The organism is Plantibacter sp. CFBP 8775 (genome assembly GCF_014839505.1).
GTDB classification, from domain to species: Bacteria; Actinomycetota; Actinomycetes; order Actinomycetales; family Microbacteriaceae; genus Plantibacter; species Plantibacter auratus.
Window position 1 is genome coordinate 561,040 of record NZ_JACYNV010000002.1, and the last position, 17,318, is coordinate 578,357.

17 protein-coding genes and 1 pseudogene are annotated in these 17,318 nt (G+C 68.5%); 10 read left to right on the plus strand and 8 right to left on the minus strand.

Features of this window, described 5'->3' with window-relative positions; translation table 11 throughout:
• Positions 1 to 5 precede the first annotated feature (5 nt).
• From phnC to IFR14_RS15160, 5 genes are all read left to right on the plus strand, one after another.
• The gene (gene phnC, locus IFR14_RS15140; protein ID WP_191941574.1) at positions 6 to 830 is read left to right on the plus strand and encodes a phosphonate ABC transporter ATP-binding protein; all 825 of its coding nucleotides are present in this window, start codon (positions 6 to 8) and stop codon (positions 828 to 830) included.
• On the plus strand, positions 827 to 1,660 hold the full coding sequence (gene phnE / locus IFR14_RS15145) for a phosphonate ABC transporter, permease protein PhnE (protein ID WP_198425061.1): 834 nt from the start codon (positions 827 to 829) through the stop codon (positions 1,658 to 1,660). The genes phnC and phnE (IFR14_RS15145) overlap by 4 nt, the downstream gene beginning before the upstream one ends.
• The gene (phnE, locus tag IFR14_RS15150) at positions 1,657 to 2,532 is read left to right on the plus strand and encodes a phosphonate ABC transporter, permease protein PhnE (RefSeq protein ID WP_085512370.1); all 876 of its coding nucleotides are present in this window, start codon (positions 1,657 to 1,659) and stop codon (positions 2,530 to 2,532) included. Before phnE (IFR14_RS15145) ends, phnE (IFR14_RS15150) begins: the two co-directional genes overlap by 4 nt.
• Positions 2,513 to 3,385, plus strand: coding sequence for a MurR/RpiR family transcriptional regulator (locus IFR14_RS15155; protein WP_191941575.1), 873 nt, complete (start codon positions 2,513 to 2,515; stop codon positions 3,383 to 3,385). Before phnE (IFR14_RS15150) ends, IFR14_RS15155 begins: the two co-directional genes overlap by 20 nt.
• Before the next feature lie 66 nt (positions 3,386 to 3,451).
• Positions 3,452 to 4,960, plus strand: coding sequence for an ABC transporter substrate-binding protein (locus IFR14_RS15160; protein WP_191941576.1), 1,509 nt, complete (start codon positions 3,452 to 3,454; stop codon positions 4,958 to 4,960).
• A 14-nt stretch (positions 4,961 to 4,974) separates the two neighbouring features.
• On the opposite strand, the gene IFR14_RS15165 is transcribed toward IFR14_RS15160, so the two are convergent.
• Positions 4,975 to 5,604 carry an isochorismatase family protein gene (locus IFR14_RS15165; RefSeq protein ID WP_191941577.1) on the minus strand — a complete coding sequence of 210 codons (630 nt, stop codon included), beginning with the start codon at positions 5,602 to 5,604 and terminating at the stop codon, positions 4,975 to 4,977.
• A gap of 94 nt (positions 5,605 to 5,698) precedes the next feature.
• Between IFR14_RS15165 and IFR14_RS15170 the strand changes: the two genes are divergently transcribed.
• Positions 5,699 to 6,814 carry a hypothetical protein gene (locus tag IFR14_RS15170; RefSeq protein WP_191941578.1) on the plus strand — a complete coding sequence of 372 codons (1,116 nt, stop codon included), beginning with the start codon at positions 5,699 to 5,701 and terminating at the stop codon, positions 6,812 to 6,814.
• A gap of 13 nt (positions 6,815 to 6,827) precedes the next feature.
• Here the strand turns inward: IFR14_RS15170 and IFR14_RS15175 are convergent, their stop codons facing one another.
• Positions 6,828 to 7,340 (minus strand): hypothetical protein, encoded by a 513-nt coding sequence (locus IFR14_RS15175; RefSeq protein WP_191941579.1) that lies wholly within the window; start codon positions 7,338 to 7,340, stop codon positions 6,828 to 6,830.
• Positions 7,341 to 7,455: 115 nt separating this feature from the next.
• Between IFR14_RS15175 and IFR14_RS15180 the strand changes: the two genes are divergently transcribed.
• Positions 7,456 to 8,010, plus strand: a complete 555-nt coding sequence (locus tag IFR14_RS15180) for a GNAT family N-acetyltransferase (RefSeq protein ID WP_342365715.1) — start codon at positions 7,456 to 7,458, stop codon at positions 8,008 to 8,010.
• Between the two features lie 18 nt (positions 8,011 to 8,028).
• Here IFR14_RS15180 and IFR14_RS15185 read toward each other — a convergent pair whose 3' ends face one another.
• A complete protein-coding gene (locus IFR14_RS15185; RefSeq protein ID WP_191941581.1) occupies positions 8,029 to 8,730 on the minus strand; it encodes a suppressor of fused domain protein in 702 nt (233 codons plus the stop codon).
• Positions 8,731 to 8,888: 158 nt separating this feature from the next.
• Between IFR14_RS15185 and IFR14_RS15190 the strand changes: the two genes are divergently transcribed.
• The gene (locus IFR14_RS15190; RefSeq protein ID WP_191941582.1) at positions 8,889 to 10,538 is read left to right on the plus strand and encodes a PAS domain-containing sensor histidine kinase; all 1,650 of its coding nucleotides are present in this window, start codon (positions 8,889 to 8,891) and stop codon (positions 10,536 to 10,538) included.
• Positions 10,539 to 10,576: 38 nt separating this feature from the next.
• Here the strand turns inward: IFR14_RS15190 and IFR14_RS15195 are convergent, their stop codons facing one another.
• Positions 10,577 to 11,545: an aldo/keto reductase gene (locus IFR14_RS15195; protein ID WP_191941583.1), complete on the minus strand. Its 969-nt coding sequence runs from the start codon at positions 11,543 to 11,545 to the stop codon at positions 10,577 to 10,579.
• A gap of 17 nt (positions 11,546 to 11,562) precedes the next feature.
• Positions 11,563 to 12,431: pseudogene (locus IFR14_RS15200) on the minus strand (helix-turn-helix transcriptional regulator).
• Positions 12,432 to 12,604: 173 nt separating this feature from the next.
• Here IFR14_RS15200 and IFR14_RS15205 point away from each other — a divergent pair.
• Positions 12,605 to 14,029 carry an MFS transporter gene (locus IFR14_RS15205; protein ID WP_191941584.1) on the plus strand — a complete coding sequence of 475 codons (1,425 nt, stop codon included), beginning with the start codon at positions 12,605 to 12,607 and terminating at the stop codon, positions 14,027 to 14,029.
• 22 nt (positions 14,030 to 14,051) lie between these two features.
• Here the strand turns inward: IFR14_RS15205 and IFR14_RS15210 are convergent, their stop codons facing one another.
• Together IFR14_RS15210 and IFR14_RS15215 are read right to left on the minus strand one after the other, a co-directional pair.
• The gene (locus IFR14_RS15210; protein ID WP_191941585.1) at positions 14,052 to 14,558 is read right to left on the minus strand and encodes a DUF6301 family protein; all 507 of its coding nucleotides are present in this window, start codon (positions 14,556 to 14,558) and stop codon (positions 14,052 to 14,054) included.
• Positions 14,559 to 15,280: 722 nt separating this feature from the next.
• The gene (locus IFR14_RS15215; protein ID WP_137243528.1) at positions 15,281 to 15,871 is read right to left on the minus strand and encodes a hypothetical protein; all 591 of its coding nucleotides are present in this window, start codon (positions 15,869 to 15,871) and stop codon (positions 15,281 to 15,283) included.
• A gap of 252 nt (positions 15,872 to 16,123) precedes the next feature.
• Between IFR14_RS15215 and IFR14_RS15220 the strand changes: the two genes are divergently transcribed.
• Positions 16,124 to 16,336 carry a hypothetical protein gene (locus tag IFR14_RS15220; protein WP_137243529.1) on the plus strand — a complete coding sequence of 71 codons (213 nt, stop codon included), beginning with the start codon at positions 16,124 to 16,126 and terminating at the stop codon, positions 16,334 to 16,336.
• 290 nt (positions 16,337 to 16,626) lie between these two features.
• Here the strand turns inward: IFR14_RS15220 and IFR14_RS15225 are convergent, their stop codons facing one another.
• Positions 16,627 to 17,286, minus strand: coding sequence for a DUF6338 family protein (locus tag IFR14_RS15225; protein ID WP_137243530.1), 660 nt, complete (start codon positions 17,284 to 17,286; stop codon positions 16,627 to 16,629).
• Between the last annotated feature and the right edge of the window lie 32 nt (positions 17,287 to 17,318).

The window sequence follows — 17,318 nt, forward strand, 5'->3', positions numbered from 1 at the left end:
GGTGCATGAACACTGATCAGCATCGCGCGGAGGCCCGAGCCCAGCTCGCGGCCTCCGCGTCGTGGTCCATCCGTCTCGACGACGTCTCGGTCACCTACCCGAACGGCACGAAGGCGCTCCGCAACGTCTCACTCGACATCGCCGCCGGGGAGATGGTCTCCGTCGTGGGGCTCTCCGGCTCCGGCAAGTCGACGCTCATCCGCACGATCAACGGCCTCGTGTCGGCGACGAGCGGGACCGTCGCCGTCGGGCCGCACACCGTCACCGGTCTGCGCGGCAGGCAGCTCCGTCGGCTGCGCGGGCACGTCGGCATGATCTTCCAGGGCTTCAACCTGGCCGACCGGACGAGCGTGTACCGCAACGTGCTCGTCGGCCGGTTCGCCAGCACCCCGACGTACCGGAACGTCCTCGGCCTGACGACCGCCGCCGACCGGGAGCTCGCCCTGCGCTCGCTCCAGTCGGTCGGCATGCTCGACAAGGTCTGGACCCGCGCGGCGCAGCTCTCCGGCGGGCAGAAGCAGCGGGTCGCGATCGCCCGCGCCCTCACGCAACAGCCGAGCGTCATGCTCGCCGACGAGCCCGTCGCGAGCCTCGACCCGCCGACCGCGCACACGGTGATGAACGACCTGCGCCGGGTGAACACCGAGACGGGTCTCACGGTGCTCGTGAACATCCACCTCATGGACCTCGCTCGCACCTACACGACCCGCATGATCGGGCTCCGCGACGGCGAACTCGTCTACGACGGCTCCGCAGCCGACGCGACCGAGGCGGACTTCGAGCGCATCTACGGTCGCCCCATCCAGCCCGACGATCGGCTCGACCGATGACGGCGACCGGGACCGACATGAAGCCGCCGTCCGGGACCGACTGGCGGCTGCCGCCCAGGCCGAGCACCCGGCTGCGGACCGCGCTCATCATCGGGGCCGTGGCCGCCTTCACGATCGCCACCTGCCTCCCGGCGATCGGCGGCGTGCAGCTCGACTTCGGCGCGCTCATCTCCCACTGGGACAACGGATCCGGTCTGCTCCTCCAGCTCTTCCAACCCGACTTCGCCTTCCTGCCACGGACGGTGCAACCGATGCTCGAGACGCTGCAGATGGCGCTCGTGGGTGCGGTGGCCGCTGCGTTGCTGTCCGTCCCACTGACGCTGTGGGCGGCGGCCCCGACGAACCCGAACGGCCTGTCGCGTCGCATCCTGCGCGCGATCGTCAACGTCATCCGAGCGGTGCCCGACCTCGTCTACGCGACCATCCTCGTCGCCATGGTCGGCGTCGGCGCGCTGCCCGGCCTCCTGACGCTCTTCCTCTTCGACCTCGGCATCATCGTCAAACTCGTCTCCGAGGCGATCGACTCCGCCGACCACCCGTACATCGAGGCCGGCAAGGCCGCCGGTGGGACGCAGACGCAGATCAACCGCGTCACCGTCCTCCCGCAGGTCTGGCCGCTGTTCGCGAACCAGTGGCTGTACACCCTCGAGCTCAACGTCCGCATCTCCGCCATCCTCGGCATCGTCGGCGCCGGCGGCATCGGTCGGCTGCTCGACGAACGGCGGGCGTTCTACGCCTACGACGACGTCTCGGTGATCGTCCTCGAGATCCTCGTCGTCGTCGTGCTCATCGAGGTCGCATCCAACCTGCTGCGGAGGCGACTCGTATGACCGCGAACGATCCGAACACGTTGCTCCCCCGCCGTCCCTCGCGACTCGTCCCGACCCTCGCGGCCGTCGCCGTCGGGATCGTCGTCATCGCGGCGACCGCCGGACTGCCGATCGACTGGCGCGACCTCGGCACCGTCCCGGCGCAGCTCGTGCACTTCGGCGGGCTCATGTTCGAGAGCCCGAACTGGGAGAAGCTGCCGCGGGCGCTCACCGAGATGTGGCGGTCGATCTCGATGGCCTGGATCGGCGCGATCCTCTGCGTCCTCGTCTCGATCCCGCTCGGCATGCTCGCCGCAGGGTCGGTCGGTCCGGTCTGGCTGCGGCTGCCGTTGCGTGGGGTGTTCGCCGTCATCCGCGCGGTCCCGGAGGTGATCATCGCCCTCATCCTGCTCACGATCACCGGGCTCACCCCGTTCACGGGCGCGCTGGCCCTCGGGATCGCCGGCATCGGCACCCAGGGGAAGTGGGTCTACGAGACGATCGAGTCCGTGCAGGAGGGCGCCTCGGAGGCCGTCCGCGCGGCCGGTGGCGGTACCGCCGAGGTGACGCGCTGGGCGCTCTGGCCCGCCGCCGCCCCGGCACTGCTGTCGCTCGCGCTCTACCGGTTCGAGATCAACATCCGCACCTCGGCGGTCCTCGGGCTCGTCGGCGCGGGCGGGATCGGCAGCATGCTGGCGAACTACACCAACTATCGACAGTGGGATACAGTCGGGATGCTGCTGATCGTGGTGGTCGTCGTGACCATGACGATGGACGCGATCTCGGGTGCCATCCGACGCCGGATCACCCGGGGCCCCGGCATCGCCCGCACCACCCGTACCGCCCTTCCCGCCCGCACGACGAGGAGCCGCAATGTGGACAGGGTCCGCTGACGCCCCGCCGACGGCCAGGATCGCGATGCTCGCGCCGTCGCTCCAGCCGAGCGAACGCCGGGTGGCCGAGACGGTGGCCGAGGACATCGAGGCGAGCATCGAGCGCACCGCCCAGGAGGTCGCCGACCTCGCCGGCGTCGGCCGCGCCACCGTCATCCGCACCGCGCAGTCGCTCGGGTACGAGGGCTACCCGCAGCTGCGGGTCGCCCTCACCCGCGAGGTCGCGCTCGGGACACCGACCGCCCGCGACGATGGCGACGACACGATGCTCGGCACCCTCCGCGGGGCCGTCGACCACTTCGCCGGTCGCCTCGGCCAGACGACGTCGGCGATGACGGAGGAGACGCTCGAACGGTTCGTCGGCGTGCTCGACGAGGCGCCGAGGCTGCTCATCGCGGCGAACGGCCTCTCCTCACCGCTCGGTTCCGATCTGGCGATGCGGCTCATCTCGGCCGGCCGGCCGGCGGAGTACCTGCCCGACACGCTCGGGCAGCAGATCGCCGCCACCCACCTCGGCCCGGGCGCGGCGTGTCTGGTCCTGTCGGGCTCGGGCGCGAACCGCGCTTCCGTCGACGTGGCCGCGGCAGCTCGGGCGAGTGGCGCGACCGTCCTCGCGATCACCTCCTTCCCGCGCTCGGCCGTCGCCGAACTCGCCGATGTCGCGCTCGTCGTCGCTCCCATCGACGCGACCTTCAGGGACGAACTCGTGCACACCTCCCGGGCGGCCATCATGCTCGTGACGGAATCCGTGGTCGGGCTGCTCGTGGGCCGACGGGGCGATCGTGCGCAGCGCGCACAGTCGGCGACGCTCGCCGTCATCAGCGGCTCGCTGTCGGACGACGCCTCGGACTGACCAGGCTCGGGCTGTTCCGATCGGCGCCGGACCGGGCCGGTGCCGGGATCCGCGAGAATGTTCCCCATGCCCCGTCACCGACTGCGTCGTCACCTGCTCACCGCCGTGATCGCGGCCACCGGTTCCCTGCTCGTCCTCACCGGCTGCGCGGGCCCAGCCACGACACCCACCGCGGACACCGACGCGACGCTCCGCGTGGGTCTCGTCCTCGAGCCGTCGGACCTGAACATCCGCACGACCTCCGGCGTCGCACTCGAGCAGGTCCTCATCGACAACGTCTACCAGGGGCTGGTCTCGCGCACACCGGACAACGAGATCGTCGACACCCTCGCCGAACGCCACGAGGTCAGCACCGACGGACTCACCTACACCTTCGTCCTCCGCGACGGCGTGACCTTCCACGACGGCGCTCCACTGACCGCCGCCGATGTGGTCGACTCGCTCACGCAGGTGCAGCAGAACGCGGCGTTCGTCGACCACCTCGACCTGGAACAGCTCCAGAGCGTGACGGCGGTCGACGACCGCACCGTCCGCCTGCAGCTCAGCTCCCCCGACTCCGACCTGCTGTGGGCGCTGACGGGTCGTGCGGGGCTCGTCCTCCAGGCCGGGGCCGACAACGACCTGTCGACGACGGCGAACGGCACCGGCCCGTTCACGCTCACGTCGTGGAAGCAGGGCGACAGCATCACCGTCGAACGGAACGACGACTACTGGGGTGACGCTCCGAAGGTGAAGGAGGTCGTCTTCAGCTACATCCCCGATGCGTCCTCGGCCGTCAACGCGACCCTCGCCGGCGAGGTCGACGTGCAGATCGGTCTCGATGCGAACCTGCGGGACCAGGTCGCTCGTACCGACGGCCTGACGATCGTCGAGGGGAAGACGACCGACAAGTACACCCTCGCCTTCAACAACCAGCGCGCACCGCTCGACGACCCCCTCGTCCGGCAGGCGCTCCGCACGGCCATCGACCACGCTGCCATCGTCGAGGCGGTCGGCGGCGCCGCGGCCCTGCAGTACGGACCGATCCCGGAGCTCGACCCCGGCTACGAGGACCTCAGTGACGTCGTGAGCTACGACCCGGAAGCGGCGAAGGCGCTCCTCGCCCAGGCCGGCCAGGAGGACCTCGCACTCACGCTCACCGTCCCGAACCATTACGGCACCGCCGCCGCCAACGTCCTGGTCTCGCAGTTCAAGGCCATCGGCGTCACCCTCACGGTCGACAGCGTCGAGTTCCCCACGTGGTTGAACGACGTCTACACGAATCACGACTACGACCTCAGTCTCGTGAACCACGTCGAGGCACGCGACATCCGGCACTGGGCGGACCCGGACTACTACTTCGGCTACGACAACCCGCAGGTGCAGTCCCTGGTCGCCGAGGCCAGCGCTGCGACCGACCCCGAGGTCGCCGACGAACGACTCCGCGAAGCCGCAGCGCTGGTCTCGAAGGACCACGCCGCTGACTGGCTCTACACCGGGATCACCCTCACCGTCGTGCGCGAAGGCGTGACCGGTTTCCCCACCGACTTCGTGAGCGAGCACCTCGACCTCCGGGACGTCGCCGTCACCGACTGATCGGCGGCGGGGTGCTAGTCGCGCTCGGCGGCGCGCGTGGCGGAGGACACCAGGTCGTCCTTCGGCAGCGCCGTGCCGTCCGTGAGGGCCTGCGTCCACGCCTCCGTCGTCGCGACCGCGGCGAAGTTTGAGTCGAGCAGCGCCATGAGGGTCGTGTGCACCGTCTTCGCGTCGACGGACCCGGCCGCGTTCTCGAGGTTGATCGCACCGGTCGCGTCGGAGAGCACCTCCACCTGGATACCGAGTTCCTCGGCGCCCGCCGCGGACGCGATGACGCAGTTGTTCGTCATGTACCCGACGAGCGTGACGGTGTCCACGCCCTGCTCGCGCAGCCACCCCTCGAGCTCGGTCCCGGCGAAGACCGAACCGTACTGCTTCACGACGCCCTTCCAGGACGGCTGCACCCGGCGGGCGACCTCGGGATGCAGCTCGAAGGCGCTCGTTTCCGGGTCGAAGACCGGTGCACCGCTGCCCGATGAGTGCTGGACGACGGCGACCGGGATGCCTGCTGCCGTCGCCGCATCGATGGCGGTCGCGATCCGCAGGATCGACTCCTCGCGCGGCGGGTACTGGATCGCGAGCGGACCGGCGAAGTACTCCTGCTGGACGTCGATCAGGATCAGGGCGCGACGGGTCGTGGTCACAGGGGAACTCCTCGGTTCGGTGATGGCATCGGCACGACGCCGGTTCCATCCTCCCTCGGAAGCGATCGACGCGCGCCACCGATAGTCTCGGCGCATGGGGATCAGGGGTGCGGGGATGCGGTCGGTCGGGATCAGTGCGGGACTCGCCGTGATGGTGGTGCTGTCAGTGTCGGCGTGCGCGTCGTCCGCGACACCGAACGCGTCGCCGACCTCCAACGCACCGAGCGCCCCGGCGTCGGCCGATCTTCTCGCGTGCAGCGACCTCGCGTCACTCGACACGGTCGCCGGTGTCCTCGCCGCTGAACCGGCGGACGTCGTCGAGGCCGTGCAACCGTCCGACGCCGTGGATCTGGCCGTCCTGACGGCGGCCGGTGGCCTCGCTTGCTCCTGGCGGGTGGGCGCCGGACAGCAGATGATCGGCGACGGAGCGGGCGACTGGGCCTACCTCTCGATCGAGATCCTGCCGGGCGCTGCCGACGATTGGGCCCCGCCCTACGCCGGCGACACACCGTCCGAGGACACGAGGACGATCGCCGGTGTCGAGGCGACCACCTCGTCGGGCGAGACCGGATGGCGCGTGTCGGCGCCCGTCAGCTCGGCCTGGGTCGAGCTGTCGATCACCGCCTCCGGGCTGACCTCCACCGGCAGCCGATTCCAGGGCACGCCGGCGGGCGAGGTCCTCGACAACCTCGCCACGGCGGCGGAGACCACCTTCTCGACGGTGGAGCCCGCCTCCGAGGCTCAGCTCGCCTGGCCCGCGCTCGCGCCACGCGAAGGCGACGCGACCTGCGACGGCGGGCTGGACGAGGCCGGGCTCGTTTCCGCACTGCAATACGGCGAGGCCACCACCACCTACACCGTCATCGACCCACGGGCCCAGCCGATCGGCGACCTGGAGGATGCGGCGAGCGCCCGCGTCGGTGCGTTCAGCTGCGAACTCTTCGCAGAGGGCTTCGGGTACACCGACATCCTGGTCGTGCGCGACGGCGCGACGATCATCGACGAGCTGGCAGCCCAGCCCGACATGGCGGCGGCGCTCGAGCCGGTCACCCTCGAGGGCGCGGTCGACGGCGAGTCGGCGTTCGTCGCGCGCCGCATGGACGGCCCGCGGTCGCCGCTCTACCTCACCGTCGGAGAGACGTTCTACGCCGTCAGCTCCGGCGACGGCGCGCAGACGGTCGCTGAGGCGATCATCGCCCAGACCCGGTAGGCCGGCGGCGCGATTACTCGGTGTCGAATCCGCAGGTCTGGATGGTCCAGGCGATGAATGCCTGATAGTTCGGGTCGGTCGCGGCACTCTGCACGGCCTGGGACTCGGTGAACCTCGGGTCGAGCCCGACGTCGGAGACGAGGCTGTCGGCCGGGAACTCGGCGAGGATCGCGGCGGTCTCCTCAGCGGAGGTCGCGAAGACTTCGGCACCGGCTGCGACCTCGGCGCTCACACCGTCCAGGGGCAGGAGGTCGCGGATGGTCGTGACCTGCGCCTGCACGGCCTCGAGGTCCTCGCCGACGGTGCCCGACTTCGCGGTCGCCGCCGCCCGGTTGGCCGCGCAGAACGCCGTGTAGTCGGCGGGCCCATCCGCAACGTCGGCGGTCGCAGTAACGGTGGGGGTCGACGACGGCGTCGCGGAGTCGCGATCCTCGCTGGACGGTGCAGAGCATCCCGCGAGGAGGCCGGCGACGAGGAGGGCGGAGCCCCAGACGAGGGCGAGTCGGCTGCGGTGCGGTGCGGTCATGAACGAGGTCCCCTCAGGCGGTCTGCGAGTCGGCGCCATCCATGTTGCCGTACCCGCGCACGGTCCGGAAGGTCCGCGGCGCGCTCCAGAGCGTGATCTCGTATCGTTGATCGACGTGAGCACCTCCCTTCCCACGACGTTCCCGCAGTCCACCGACCGACTCATCCTCCGCCTGCACGAACCGTCGGACGTCTCCTGGTTGCTCACGGTCTACTCGCGCCCAGACGTCGCCACCTACCTCCTCGACGAGCCGTGGACGGAGGAGGTCGCACGGACGAAGAGTGCCGAGCGGCTTCAGCGCACCGGCCTGGACAGCCCGGCGCGTGCGCTCGCACTCATCGTCGAGCACGAAGGTGCGCCGGTGGGCGAGGTCCTGCTCTGGTACACCGACCATGAGCGGGGCGTCGCCGAGATCGGCTGGGTCCTCGACCCGGCGCACGGCGGAAAGGGGTTCGCGAGCGAGGCCGTCGGTGCTGCACTCGACCTTGCGTTCAGCACCCCGGGAATGCACCGGGTCGCTGCACAGCTGGACGGGCGGAACACGGCGTCGGCGCGACTCGCGGAGCGGGTCGGCATGCGGCACGAGGCCCACCTCCGGCAGAACTGGTGGAGCAAGGGCGAATGGACCGACACGGTGATCTTCGGCCTGTTGGCGAGCGACCGCGGCTGAGGCCGATGGCCCGACTGCTCAGCGGCGATCCGGGTCGGTGATCAACAGCGGGTCGTCGGCCGCCAGACGCTCCAGCACCTCGTCCGTCGTCGACCGCTTCGCCTCCTCGACGTCCGCGTCGGTCAGCGCGACGGCCTGCCAGAAGGCGACCCGCCCGTTCGGGGTCTCGATCGGGGCGACCACCGGGTCGGCGGTGACCGCAAGGGTCGTGAGGGCGCCGTCGGGATCATCGGTCACGCCGTTGGCGAGCCGGATCCGGTCCCCCAGCCACAGCTCCTGCGGCCCACTCCGCACGTACTGCGCGAGGACGATCAGCGCGCGGTACGGCCACTGGGGCGGCGTCTCGTCCGATGGCGACCGGCGCACGCGCATCGTGAGCTCGTACCCGAAGCCGCTCGTCGTCGGATCGTCGGAATCCTTGCCCCACAGCTCGGTGAGCCCGTAGGTGACGTAGAACCAGTGGTCCGGTCCCGGTAGTGCCGAACACCCCTGCAGAGCGGACCCGAAGTGCAGCCCCGGCGAGTAGGCGACGTGGAATTCGCGGGCACCCGGATAGTGCTTCGACACGGCCTGCGTGACGGCGTCCCATCCCCGCTCGTCGAGGTCATCGGGTCCGTCGGGTCCGTCGGGTCCGTCGGGTCCGTCGGGTCCGCCTACCGCAGGCTCGGTCGCGGCGGGCGGCGTCGGTGGCTGCTGGGAGTTGCGTCGGAAGAAGCCCATGCGACGAGTGTAGGCATCGGTCGCTCGGACGCGCCCACGGAGGCGGACGCGTCCGCCGACTGGCCCGTCGGATGAGGCGGATCACGGGTGCCGCTCCTCTGTCGCGACGGCGATACAGTGAACTGGTCCGACACCGGGCGGGACACCTGGGAGGCCCGATGCCACGCTGGATCGAAGGCACGGAGCGCCACCCCCGGCTCGGCCTGCTGAGCCGGAGCCAGGGGCCGCTGGCACTGGGGGTGGGGATCGTCACGGCGATCGTCGGCACCACCAGTCCGGCCGTCCTCCGTGTCACCGAGCTCCAGCTGGCTTGGGCCGTGATGGGACTCGCGCTCGTCGCGACACTCGTGCTTCCGTGGGAACGGATCGCGCGCCCCTGGGCGCTCACCCTCGTCAGCGCCGACCTCGCCGTCGTGGGATTCGTGAACCATGCGGTGTCCCCCGTCCTCGGCGCCTCGATCGTGCTGCTCGCCTTCCCCGTGCTCTGGCTGTCCTACAGCTTCGGACGCCTCGGCGTCGTCCTGGCTCTCGTGGGGAGCGTGCTCGTCATCTGGCTGCCCAGCCTGCTGTATGGCGAGGGTCCCGAGAGCGCGCAGGACCAGAGTGAGCTCGTCGCGCTCACCCTGCTGCTGGTGCTGGTCATCCTCGCCGTCGGCCTGCAGTCGCAACGGTTCGAACGCGCCCAGGCGAGGGTGAGGGCCGAAGGCGAGGCGAAGGTCGAAGCCCTGGAGGGGCAGAACCGGCTGGCCCTGATGCTCCGCACCGTCGCCGACGAGGTGAACGTCGGACTGGTCTTCTTCGACGAACACGGAGACCAGATCCTCAACAACCGACTCGCCGTGGAACTCGCGACGCTGGCCGGCTACGACGCGTCGACCGGGGGCGCCCGCTTCATCTGGGCGGCGGACGGCGTCACCCCGCTGGCGACGGAGGACCAACCGGTCGTGCGGGTCCTCGACGGACAGGACGTCCGCGACTTCTTCTACTGGGTGGGGCCTCCCGGCAAGCAACGAGCCCTCGTCGCGAACGGCCGACCGGTCAGTGGCGCGGACGGCGAACCGAACGGAGCGCTCCTCGTCGGACAGGACGTGACCGAGCTCACCGAAGCCGTCCGGATGCGCACCGAGTCGCTCACGAGCCTCAGCCACGAACTCCGGACACCACTCACGAGCATCCTCGGGTATCTCGACATGCTCGACGACGACACGGACATCGCACCCCGGGTGCAGGCTCAGCTCGCCGTCATCCGCCGGAGCGCCGATCATCTCGGGCGTCTTGCTGAACAGTTCCTCGCAGCGAGCGCACCCCACCTGGAGATCACCGACGAACCCGTCGACCTCAGCGCCATCGTCCTGGAGGCGGCCGACGAGCGACGACGACTCGGCCTACCCGACGGCGTGGAGCTGCGCACGGCTGCCGTGCCGACCCTGCAGCTCGTCGGCGATCGAGCACGCCTCCGGGAGTTGCTCTCGATCATGCTCGACAACGCGGTGACCTACACCCGCGTCGGCGAGATCCTCCTGAGCGTGCGCTCGGACGGCGTGGATGCGATCATCCGCGTCACCGACACGGGGATCGGCATCCCGACGGACGAACTCGCCCGGGTCTTCGAACGGTTCCACCGGGCCGGGAACGTGCGCGAGGAGACGATCCGCGGATCGGGCCTCGGACTCACCATCGCCAGATCCATCGCGCAGGCGCACCGCGGCACGATCGAGGCGTTCGCCACCGGTGATCCTGGGACGACCTTCATCGTCCGTCTACCGCTGGCCCGTCGGAACCGCTCGGTCGATCGACGTCGCCGATGAGGCGCCTCGGTCGCTGAGGCACCCGGGCCGAGCGATACTCACCACCAGAAGGGTGCTTGCGTCACATAGGGGGATTCGAGCCTGGCGACCTCCTCGTCCGTCAGCTGCACGTCCAGCGCGGCGGCGGCATCCGTGAGGTGTGCCGGTTTGGTGGCACCGATGATGGGAGCTGCGACCGTCGGGTTCCGCAGGACCCAGGCCAGTGCGACCTGCGCCATGGGGATGCCCCGCTCGGCGGCGATCTCCTCGACGGCGTCGATGATCGGTCCGTCGGCGTCCGTGTCGAACGCCTTCGCCACCTCGTCGATGTTCGAGCGGTCCGTGGCTGCGCCGCGCGGCCGGGCGAGTCGTCCTTTGCCGTTCGGCGAGTACGGCGTGAGGCCGACTCCGGTGTCCGCGCACATCGGGATCATCTCCCGTTCCTCTTCGCGTTTCAGCAGGTTGTACTGGTTCTCCATCGCGACGAAGGGCGTCAGCCCGTTGACCGCTGCGGCCGTCTGCAGCTTCGCGAACTGCCAGGCGTACATGGAGGAGGCGCCGAGGTAGCGCACCTTCCCCGCGCGGACGATGTCGTCGAGCGCTCGCATCGTCTCCTCGACCGGGGTCTCCTCGTCGAAGCGGTGGACGTAATACACGTCGATGTGGTCGGTCCCGAGTCGTCGCAACGAGGCGTCGACCTGTTCGAGGATGGCCGTTCGGGAGAGTCCCGATCCCCCGGGCCCGTCATGCATCCTCCCCGAGACCTTCGTCGCGAGGACGATGTCCTCACGGCGACTGAACCGCTTGATCGCGCGTCCGACGTACTCCTCGCCGCTGCCCTGTTGATAGACGTTCGCGGTGTCCCAGAACGTGATCCCCAGCTCGACAGCCTGCCGGAAGAACGGCGCTGACGCCGCTTCGTCCAGGGTCCAACGGTGGAGTCCGCGGTTCGGATCGCCGTAGGTCATGCAGCCGAGTGCGAGGCGGCTGACGCGGAGGCCGGTCGCTCCGAGGCGGGTGTACTCCATGCTTGGTGCTCCTTGGGTCAGTGGTGGGGCGAGGGGTGTTCGGAGGTGGCCGCCCAGCTGGCGAGGAGTTTGAGTGACTCCTCGCTCGGTGAGCCGGGTTCGGCACTGTAGATCAGGAAGTTCAGGCCGGGCTGGTCCATCGGCTCCATCGCCTCGTAGATCATGCGGAGCTCGCCGACGACCGGATGACGGAACACCTTCTCGCCGGACGTGTGATGGCGGACGTTGTGCGCGCCCCAACGGACGCGGAACTCCTCGCTGCGCGTGGACAACTCACCCACCAGGTCCTGCAGTGCCCGATCGTGCGGGTTGCGCCCTGCCTCGGTGCGGAGGATCGCGACGTTGATGTCGGCCGAGGTCGACCAGCTCGGGTAGAACGCCTCCGCGAGGTCGCGGTGCAGGAACACGAACCGAGCCAGGTTCACCGGGCGCTCCGGGAGCGCGTAGAGGTCGGCGTACAGCGCGCGGAAGAGCGCGTTCTCCGCAAGGACGTCCATGCGGCCGTTCCGGACGAACGCCGGGCCTGCGGTGATGGAGTCGAGGGCGAGTTGCATACCGGGCCGCACGCCGGCCGGCGCAGACCGTCGGCGTGCCCGGATCGGCGATTCGTTCGCCGCCCGAGCGAGGTCCGTGAGGTGGGAGCGCTCCGCGTCGTCCAACCGCAGCGCGGAGCCGATCGCGTCGAGGACCGCCTCCGACACCCCCGAGAGGTTCCCGCGCTCGAGACGCGAGTAGTACTCGACGCTCACTCCGGCGAGCATCGCGACCTCGGTGCGGCGCAGCCCCGGGACGCGTCGGTTCTTCCGCCAGGCAGCTCCACCTGCTCGGGCGTGAGTCGGTCCCGACGGGTCGTCAGGAACTCGCGCACCTCGTCTCGATTGTCCATGCCGACAACGATATGACGCGGCCTCCGGCGCTGGGGTGTTCCCGCAGGACACCCATCCTCGACCTCGTGGAGGCCGTCCGGGCAGGCACGCAGCGTCTCCCGTGCTCGCGCCGCCCCGAGACGTGCCCTGGCGGAGTATCCCTGCTTCGTCGCCGGTGGTGTGTGATCGAGGGATGCAGATCGACCACGGGAACGCGGCAGCACACCGCGTGTCATCACCGGCCTCGGACGATGGCCTCGCCGGCCGTGCAGGCCGGAAGCCGCGACAACGCCTGACGCTGCTGCTGGCTGCACTCGGGTTCTTCCTGATCACCCTCGACATCCTCATCGTCACCATCGCGCTCACCAGCATCGCGCGAGACCTCGGCGGAACGACGGCATCCCTGCAGTGGGTGATCGACGCCTACACCGTGCTGTTCGCGGCCCTCCTGCTCCTCGCCGGCAACCTCTCGGAGCGGTTTGGCGCGAAGCCGGCGTTCGGCGTCGGCGTCGCCGTCTTCCTCGTCACGTCGATCGCGTGCGCAGTGGCCCCGTCGATCGGTGTCCTCATCGCCGCTCGAGCCCTGCAGGGCGCCGGTGCGGCGTTGATGCTACCGGCGTCCATGGCGCTCATCCGTGAGGCGTTCCCCGGAGGTCGCGAGCGCGCTCGCGCCCTGGGTGTCTGGGCGGTCGGCGGCGCGGTCGCCACCGCACTCGGGCCGGTCCTCGGTGGCGCGTTGACGACGCTCGACTGGCGACTGGTGTTCGCGATCAACCTGCCCGTCTGCATCATGATGCTCCTGCTGCTCCGGACGGTCGCGTCGTCCCCTTCACGGCCCGAGCCGTTCGACTGGGCCGGACAGTTCGTCTGGCTCATCGCGTCGACGGCGCTGGTGTTCGGACTCATCGAGGGCGGGGCGGACGGGTTCGGCAGTCCCGTCGTGGTCGCAAGCCTCGGCGTCGCGCTGGTCGGCATCGTCGGCTTCCTCGTCATCCAGGCCAGGAGCGCGCACCCGATGATGCCGTTGGATCTGTTCCGATCAAGCGGTATGCGCATCGCCCTCGCCGTCGGATTCGCGTTCATGGTGAGCAACTTCGGGACGGTGTTCGTCCTGAGTCTGTTCCTGCAGCAGCAGCTCCGGCTGCCGCCGCTGCTCGCGGGCCTGGTGTTCCTCCCGTCGGCCCTCTTCGCCGTCGTCGGCAACATCGTCAGTGGCACCATCGCCAACCGGTTCGGGGTGCGCGTCCCGATCGTGTCGGGGTTGCTCCTCATGGTGGTCGGGCTCGTCGGCACCGTCGCCACCGCGCACTTGGGGTCGCCGATCTGGGTGGGTGTCTTCGCGTGCTTCACCGCCGCGGGAGGTTCCGTGGCGATGCCGCCGGTGACCTCCGTGGTCCTCGCGAGCGTCCCGGCATCGCGTGCCGGCACCGCGAGTGCGGTGTTCAACACCTTCCGCCAACTCGGCGGTGCGGTCGCCATCGCGGTCTTCGGGGCGCTCCTCACCGGCTCGAGGGGCTTCATCGCCGGGCTGCAACTCAGCCTCGTCATCGCCGCGGGGCTCATCCTCCTCACCGCGATCGCGAGCGTGTTCATCAGGCCGGCGGACGGGTCGTCATGACGCCGCAGTCGACCTGACGGGTTCAGTCAGTGTCGTCATCGATGCCCGGCGTGCGGCCGGGGTCGATGCCCAGCCGCTCCTCGGCCCGCTCCACGTCGGCGAACCGCTGCCCTTCGACGACGAGCAGCACCTTCTTGGGCACCGTCTTGAGCCAGATCCTGCCGCCGTTCGCCAGTTCCCAGTGAGGGTCTCCGCCCTGGGATCCGGCGGGCTGACCAAGGTGCGCACTCAGCGCCGACTGCAGCTCCTGAGCGGCACTCCGCAGCGCGCCGGGGTCGTCGCTCTTGTCGGAGACAGCGATCACGACTTGGGCGATCGCTTCATCTGCGACGAGCGAACGAACGGTCGGCAGGTTCACGGGATACCCGGAACGGTGCTGCACACCGCTCGACGTCTCCAGTTTGAGCTGCCACCCGAGACCCTCCGCGAGCGCCTTGAAGTCGTCGCGACCCAGCGGCCATGACACCAACTCGAAGGCTTTGCTGACGGCATCGATCTGTGCGTCCGTGGCTCTGGCGAGTGCACCCATCCGGTCATCCTACGGCTGTCGCCGCACCGGATTCGGCGGCGGCGGACGAGACGCCCCGAAAACCAGAACAGCCGCTGACCTGGGTGTTCCAGGGCAACGGCCGGGTGGTGCTGATGGAGCCGCCCAAGGGAATCGAACCCTTGACCTTCTCATTACGAGTGAGGGCGATGGGGTCCGTGGCGATCCGCGGTGGTCCTCTGATCAGGGAATTTCCACGCCACGGTTCGTTGAAGTTTGCCACACCGGTCCCGCGTTGCTGTCATCTGTACTTCGCGAATGAGAACGCCGTCGCCACCCTGCTCCCCTGCGCTCGTCGGGTGGAACATTGCCCCCTGCCGTCATCAATCCGGCTCCCGGGCGAAACCCACCCTCTGCGGTTTCGAGCAGCTCGGGTTTCGACAACGAGTTCTGCGCACCCGACACAAGCGGAATCTCGCCACATCGCCGGACCGACTGGCGGGTGGTCAGAAACGATCGTTTCCGGCGGCCGCCTGTTTCCCGACAATTTGGCTCGATGTTGACGGATAGTCAGCACAAACGGGTGGCCCAAGCAGATGCACTTGGGGGCCTGTCGAGTATGAGCCGGGCGACGCTCTACTGAAACTAGACCACCATCGCCAGTAGCACCCGGTTCCCTAACTTCTCGGGCAGCTCGACACGCGGAATCCGGAGACACCCGCGCGCAGTCCATTGACACCGCAACCAGCTCGTCCTCGGAGCGCCTATTCTTCGTCGGAATCGAATCCAAGGTCACGCCAACGTCGGAACGGGGGCCATTCCGGCTCATGAGGTGTGACAGCTCTCCAGGCTTGAATGACGCCCGCGGTCACAAGACTGATCTCATCCGCCAACCGATGGACGTCCTGAACCGTCATTGGTTGGTCTTCGAGACTTCGCCTCTGGCGATCCCGCGAGACCCAGAAGATTCGACCGACGTTCGAGTCCCCCCACAGTCGGGGCAGCGGCTTCTCGGCGTATCGAGCCTTGCTCCAGGTGCCGTGGATGACCCTGTTTCGTGCGTTGCGCAATTCGCTTGCCCGACCGAGATACCCGCGTAAGGCTTCATGAAAGTCAGCGGAGTACCGGTCCTTCTGAGGATCTGCTGTCTCATCGAGAAGGACGCGGCACATCTGGATGAGCCACTCAGTGCTCTGTCCGGCCACGAACACCCAGGTTTCGACATTGCCAGTCAGGTGTTCGGCTAGCTCGCTTAGCATTGCATCGAGAAGAGCACTGGCGTGAGCGACCCGCCCTATGGCCCCGTAGAGCTCATCGGGAAGTGTCGAGTTCCATACGATCGCATCCGGTTCCATGAAGGGAGGGTAGCGGGATCCATCGCCGCCATGCGCGCTGGTCACTCCTACTGTCGCCTACGTGCCCCCTCACCGCAGGCGACAGGCGCTCGAATGGGTGAGGAACGACAGTGTGCAGCCGCCACCGCCACCAGCAAGGTCCTCAGCAGCTCGCGATCGTCCGCGGCTGCGAAGACGGTCACCGATAGCGCTCTTGCACAGAAGGACAAGAGCAAAGAGCAAGAAACTAAGCCGGCCGTCTACGCTGCGGGTATGAGCACCGAAGAACGCTTCGACGAGATCTACGTCGGCGGAGTCCACCTGTCCGACGTCATCAAGGGCGATGTGCCTGACGTCCAGCAGCAGCTGATGAACGCGATCGCGAACGGCGAGGAGTGGGTGAACATCAGCGTCGGCCCCGACGTGCGGTACGTGGTGCGCATCACCCCGAGCACAGACATCGTCGTCCGCTACCGCGACATCTGAGGCCCGGTCGCAAAGGCAGTGACCGCGAACCCGACGCAACGTGGCTCAACCAGAGTTTACGAGCGAGCGCGGCCCCGTGTGACTAGCGCCGGCGACCAGAACCGACCTAATTCTTGGGAGAAGATACTCCGGAAGGGCCAGCCGGAGGCTTGCCGGAAGAAGGCGTGGGCGATCCAGCACCGCTACCTGTAACAGATCGAGGGCGCGCTCCCTCATTCGCACGATGCGGCCGGCTACCCTTCGAAACGGGATCTGAGCCTTGCTTGTCATTCTTGGGCATCGTTTGTTCCTCACTCCTCAGCGTCGTGCAGCCATTCAACTAGATAGGCGTCGGTAACAGCCACCCACACGCCCGCCCCACTCGGAACCGGGCCCTCGAATTCCCCCCGCTTACTCATGACATATTGCTTCTCTATGAAGATGTCTCGTGGCTCGGGGTAGGTACTGAAATACGAGTCGTTGCCGAACCGGCCGCCGACCCACGTCTCGTCATCCAGACGGACCCGCACCCAGGTCGCGTCCGTCGTCGTCGTGGCCAAGTCCCATGCGGTAGGAGTGCCCTCGTAGCGCGAGTCTGTCAGTCTCGCGCGCAAACTCCGAGCCGCCCTGTGAAGAGGTCTGAGTATCTTTCCGTCGCCGTAAATCACCCACGATGAGATCGCGGGTATGACAATTCCCATTGCGATGAACAGCCAGGCAGCACCTGCGACATCGCCAGGAGTGATGGTTGCCTCAGACTGCAGACGCTGCAGGACGGAAGGTCCGAGAATCGCCGTGTAGATGGAGTCAAAGATCACGCTGACGACGAACGCGAAAAAGAGACGACCGCCCACGGTTCGGTCAACGTCTCGGAACCCTCGAAACTGCGACCGAACGAGGATGAAGATGACACCAGGAACAATCAAAGCCAGGTAGGAGAGGATGCCGAAGCCGTCTGTAGGCAAGGTCATTAGCTGCCACCTTTTCTGTCGTTCATTCCGAC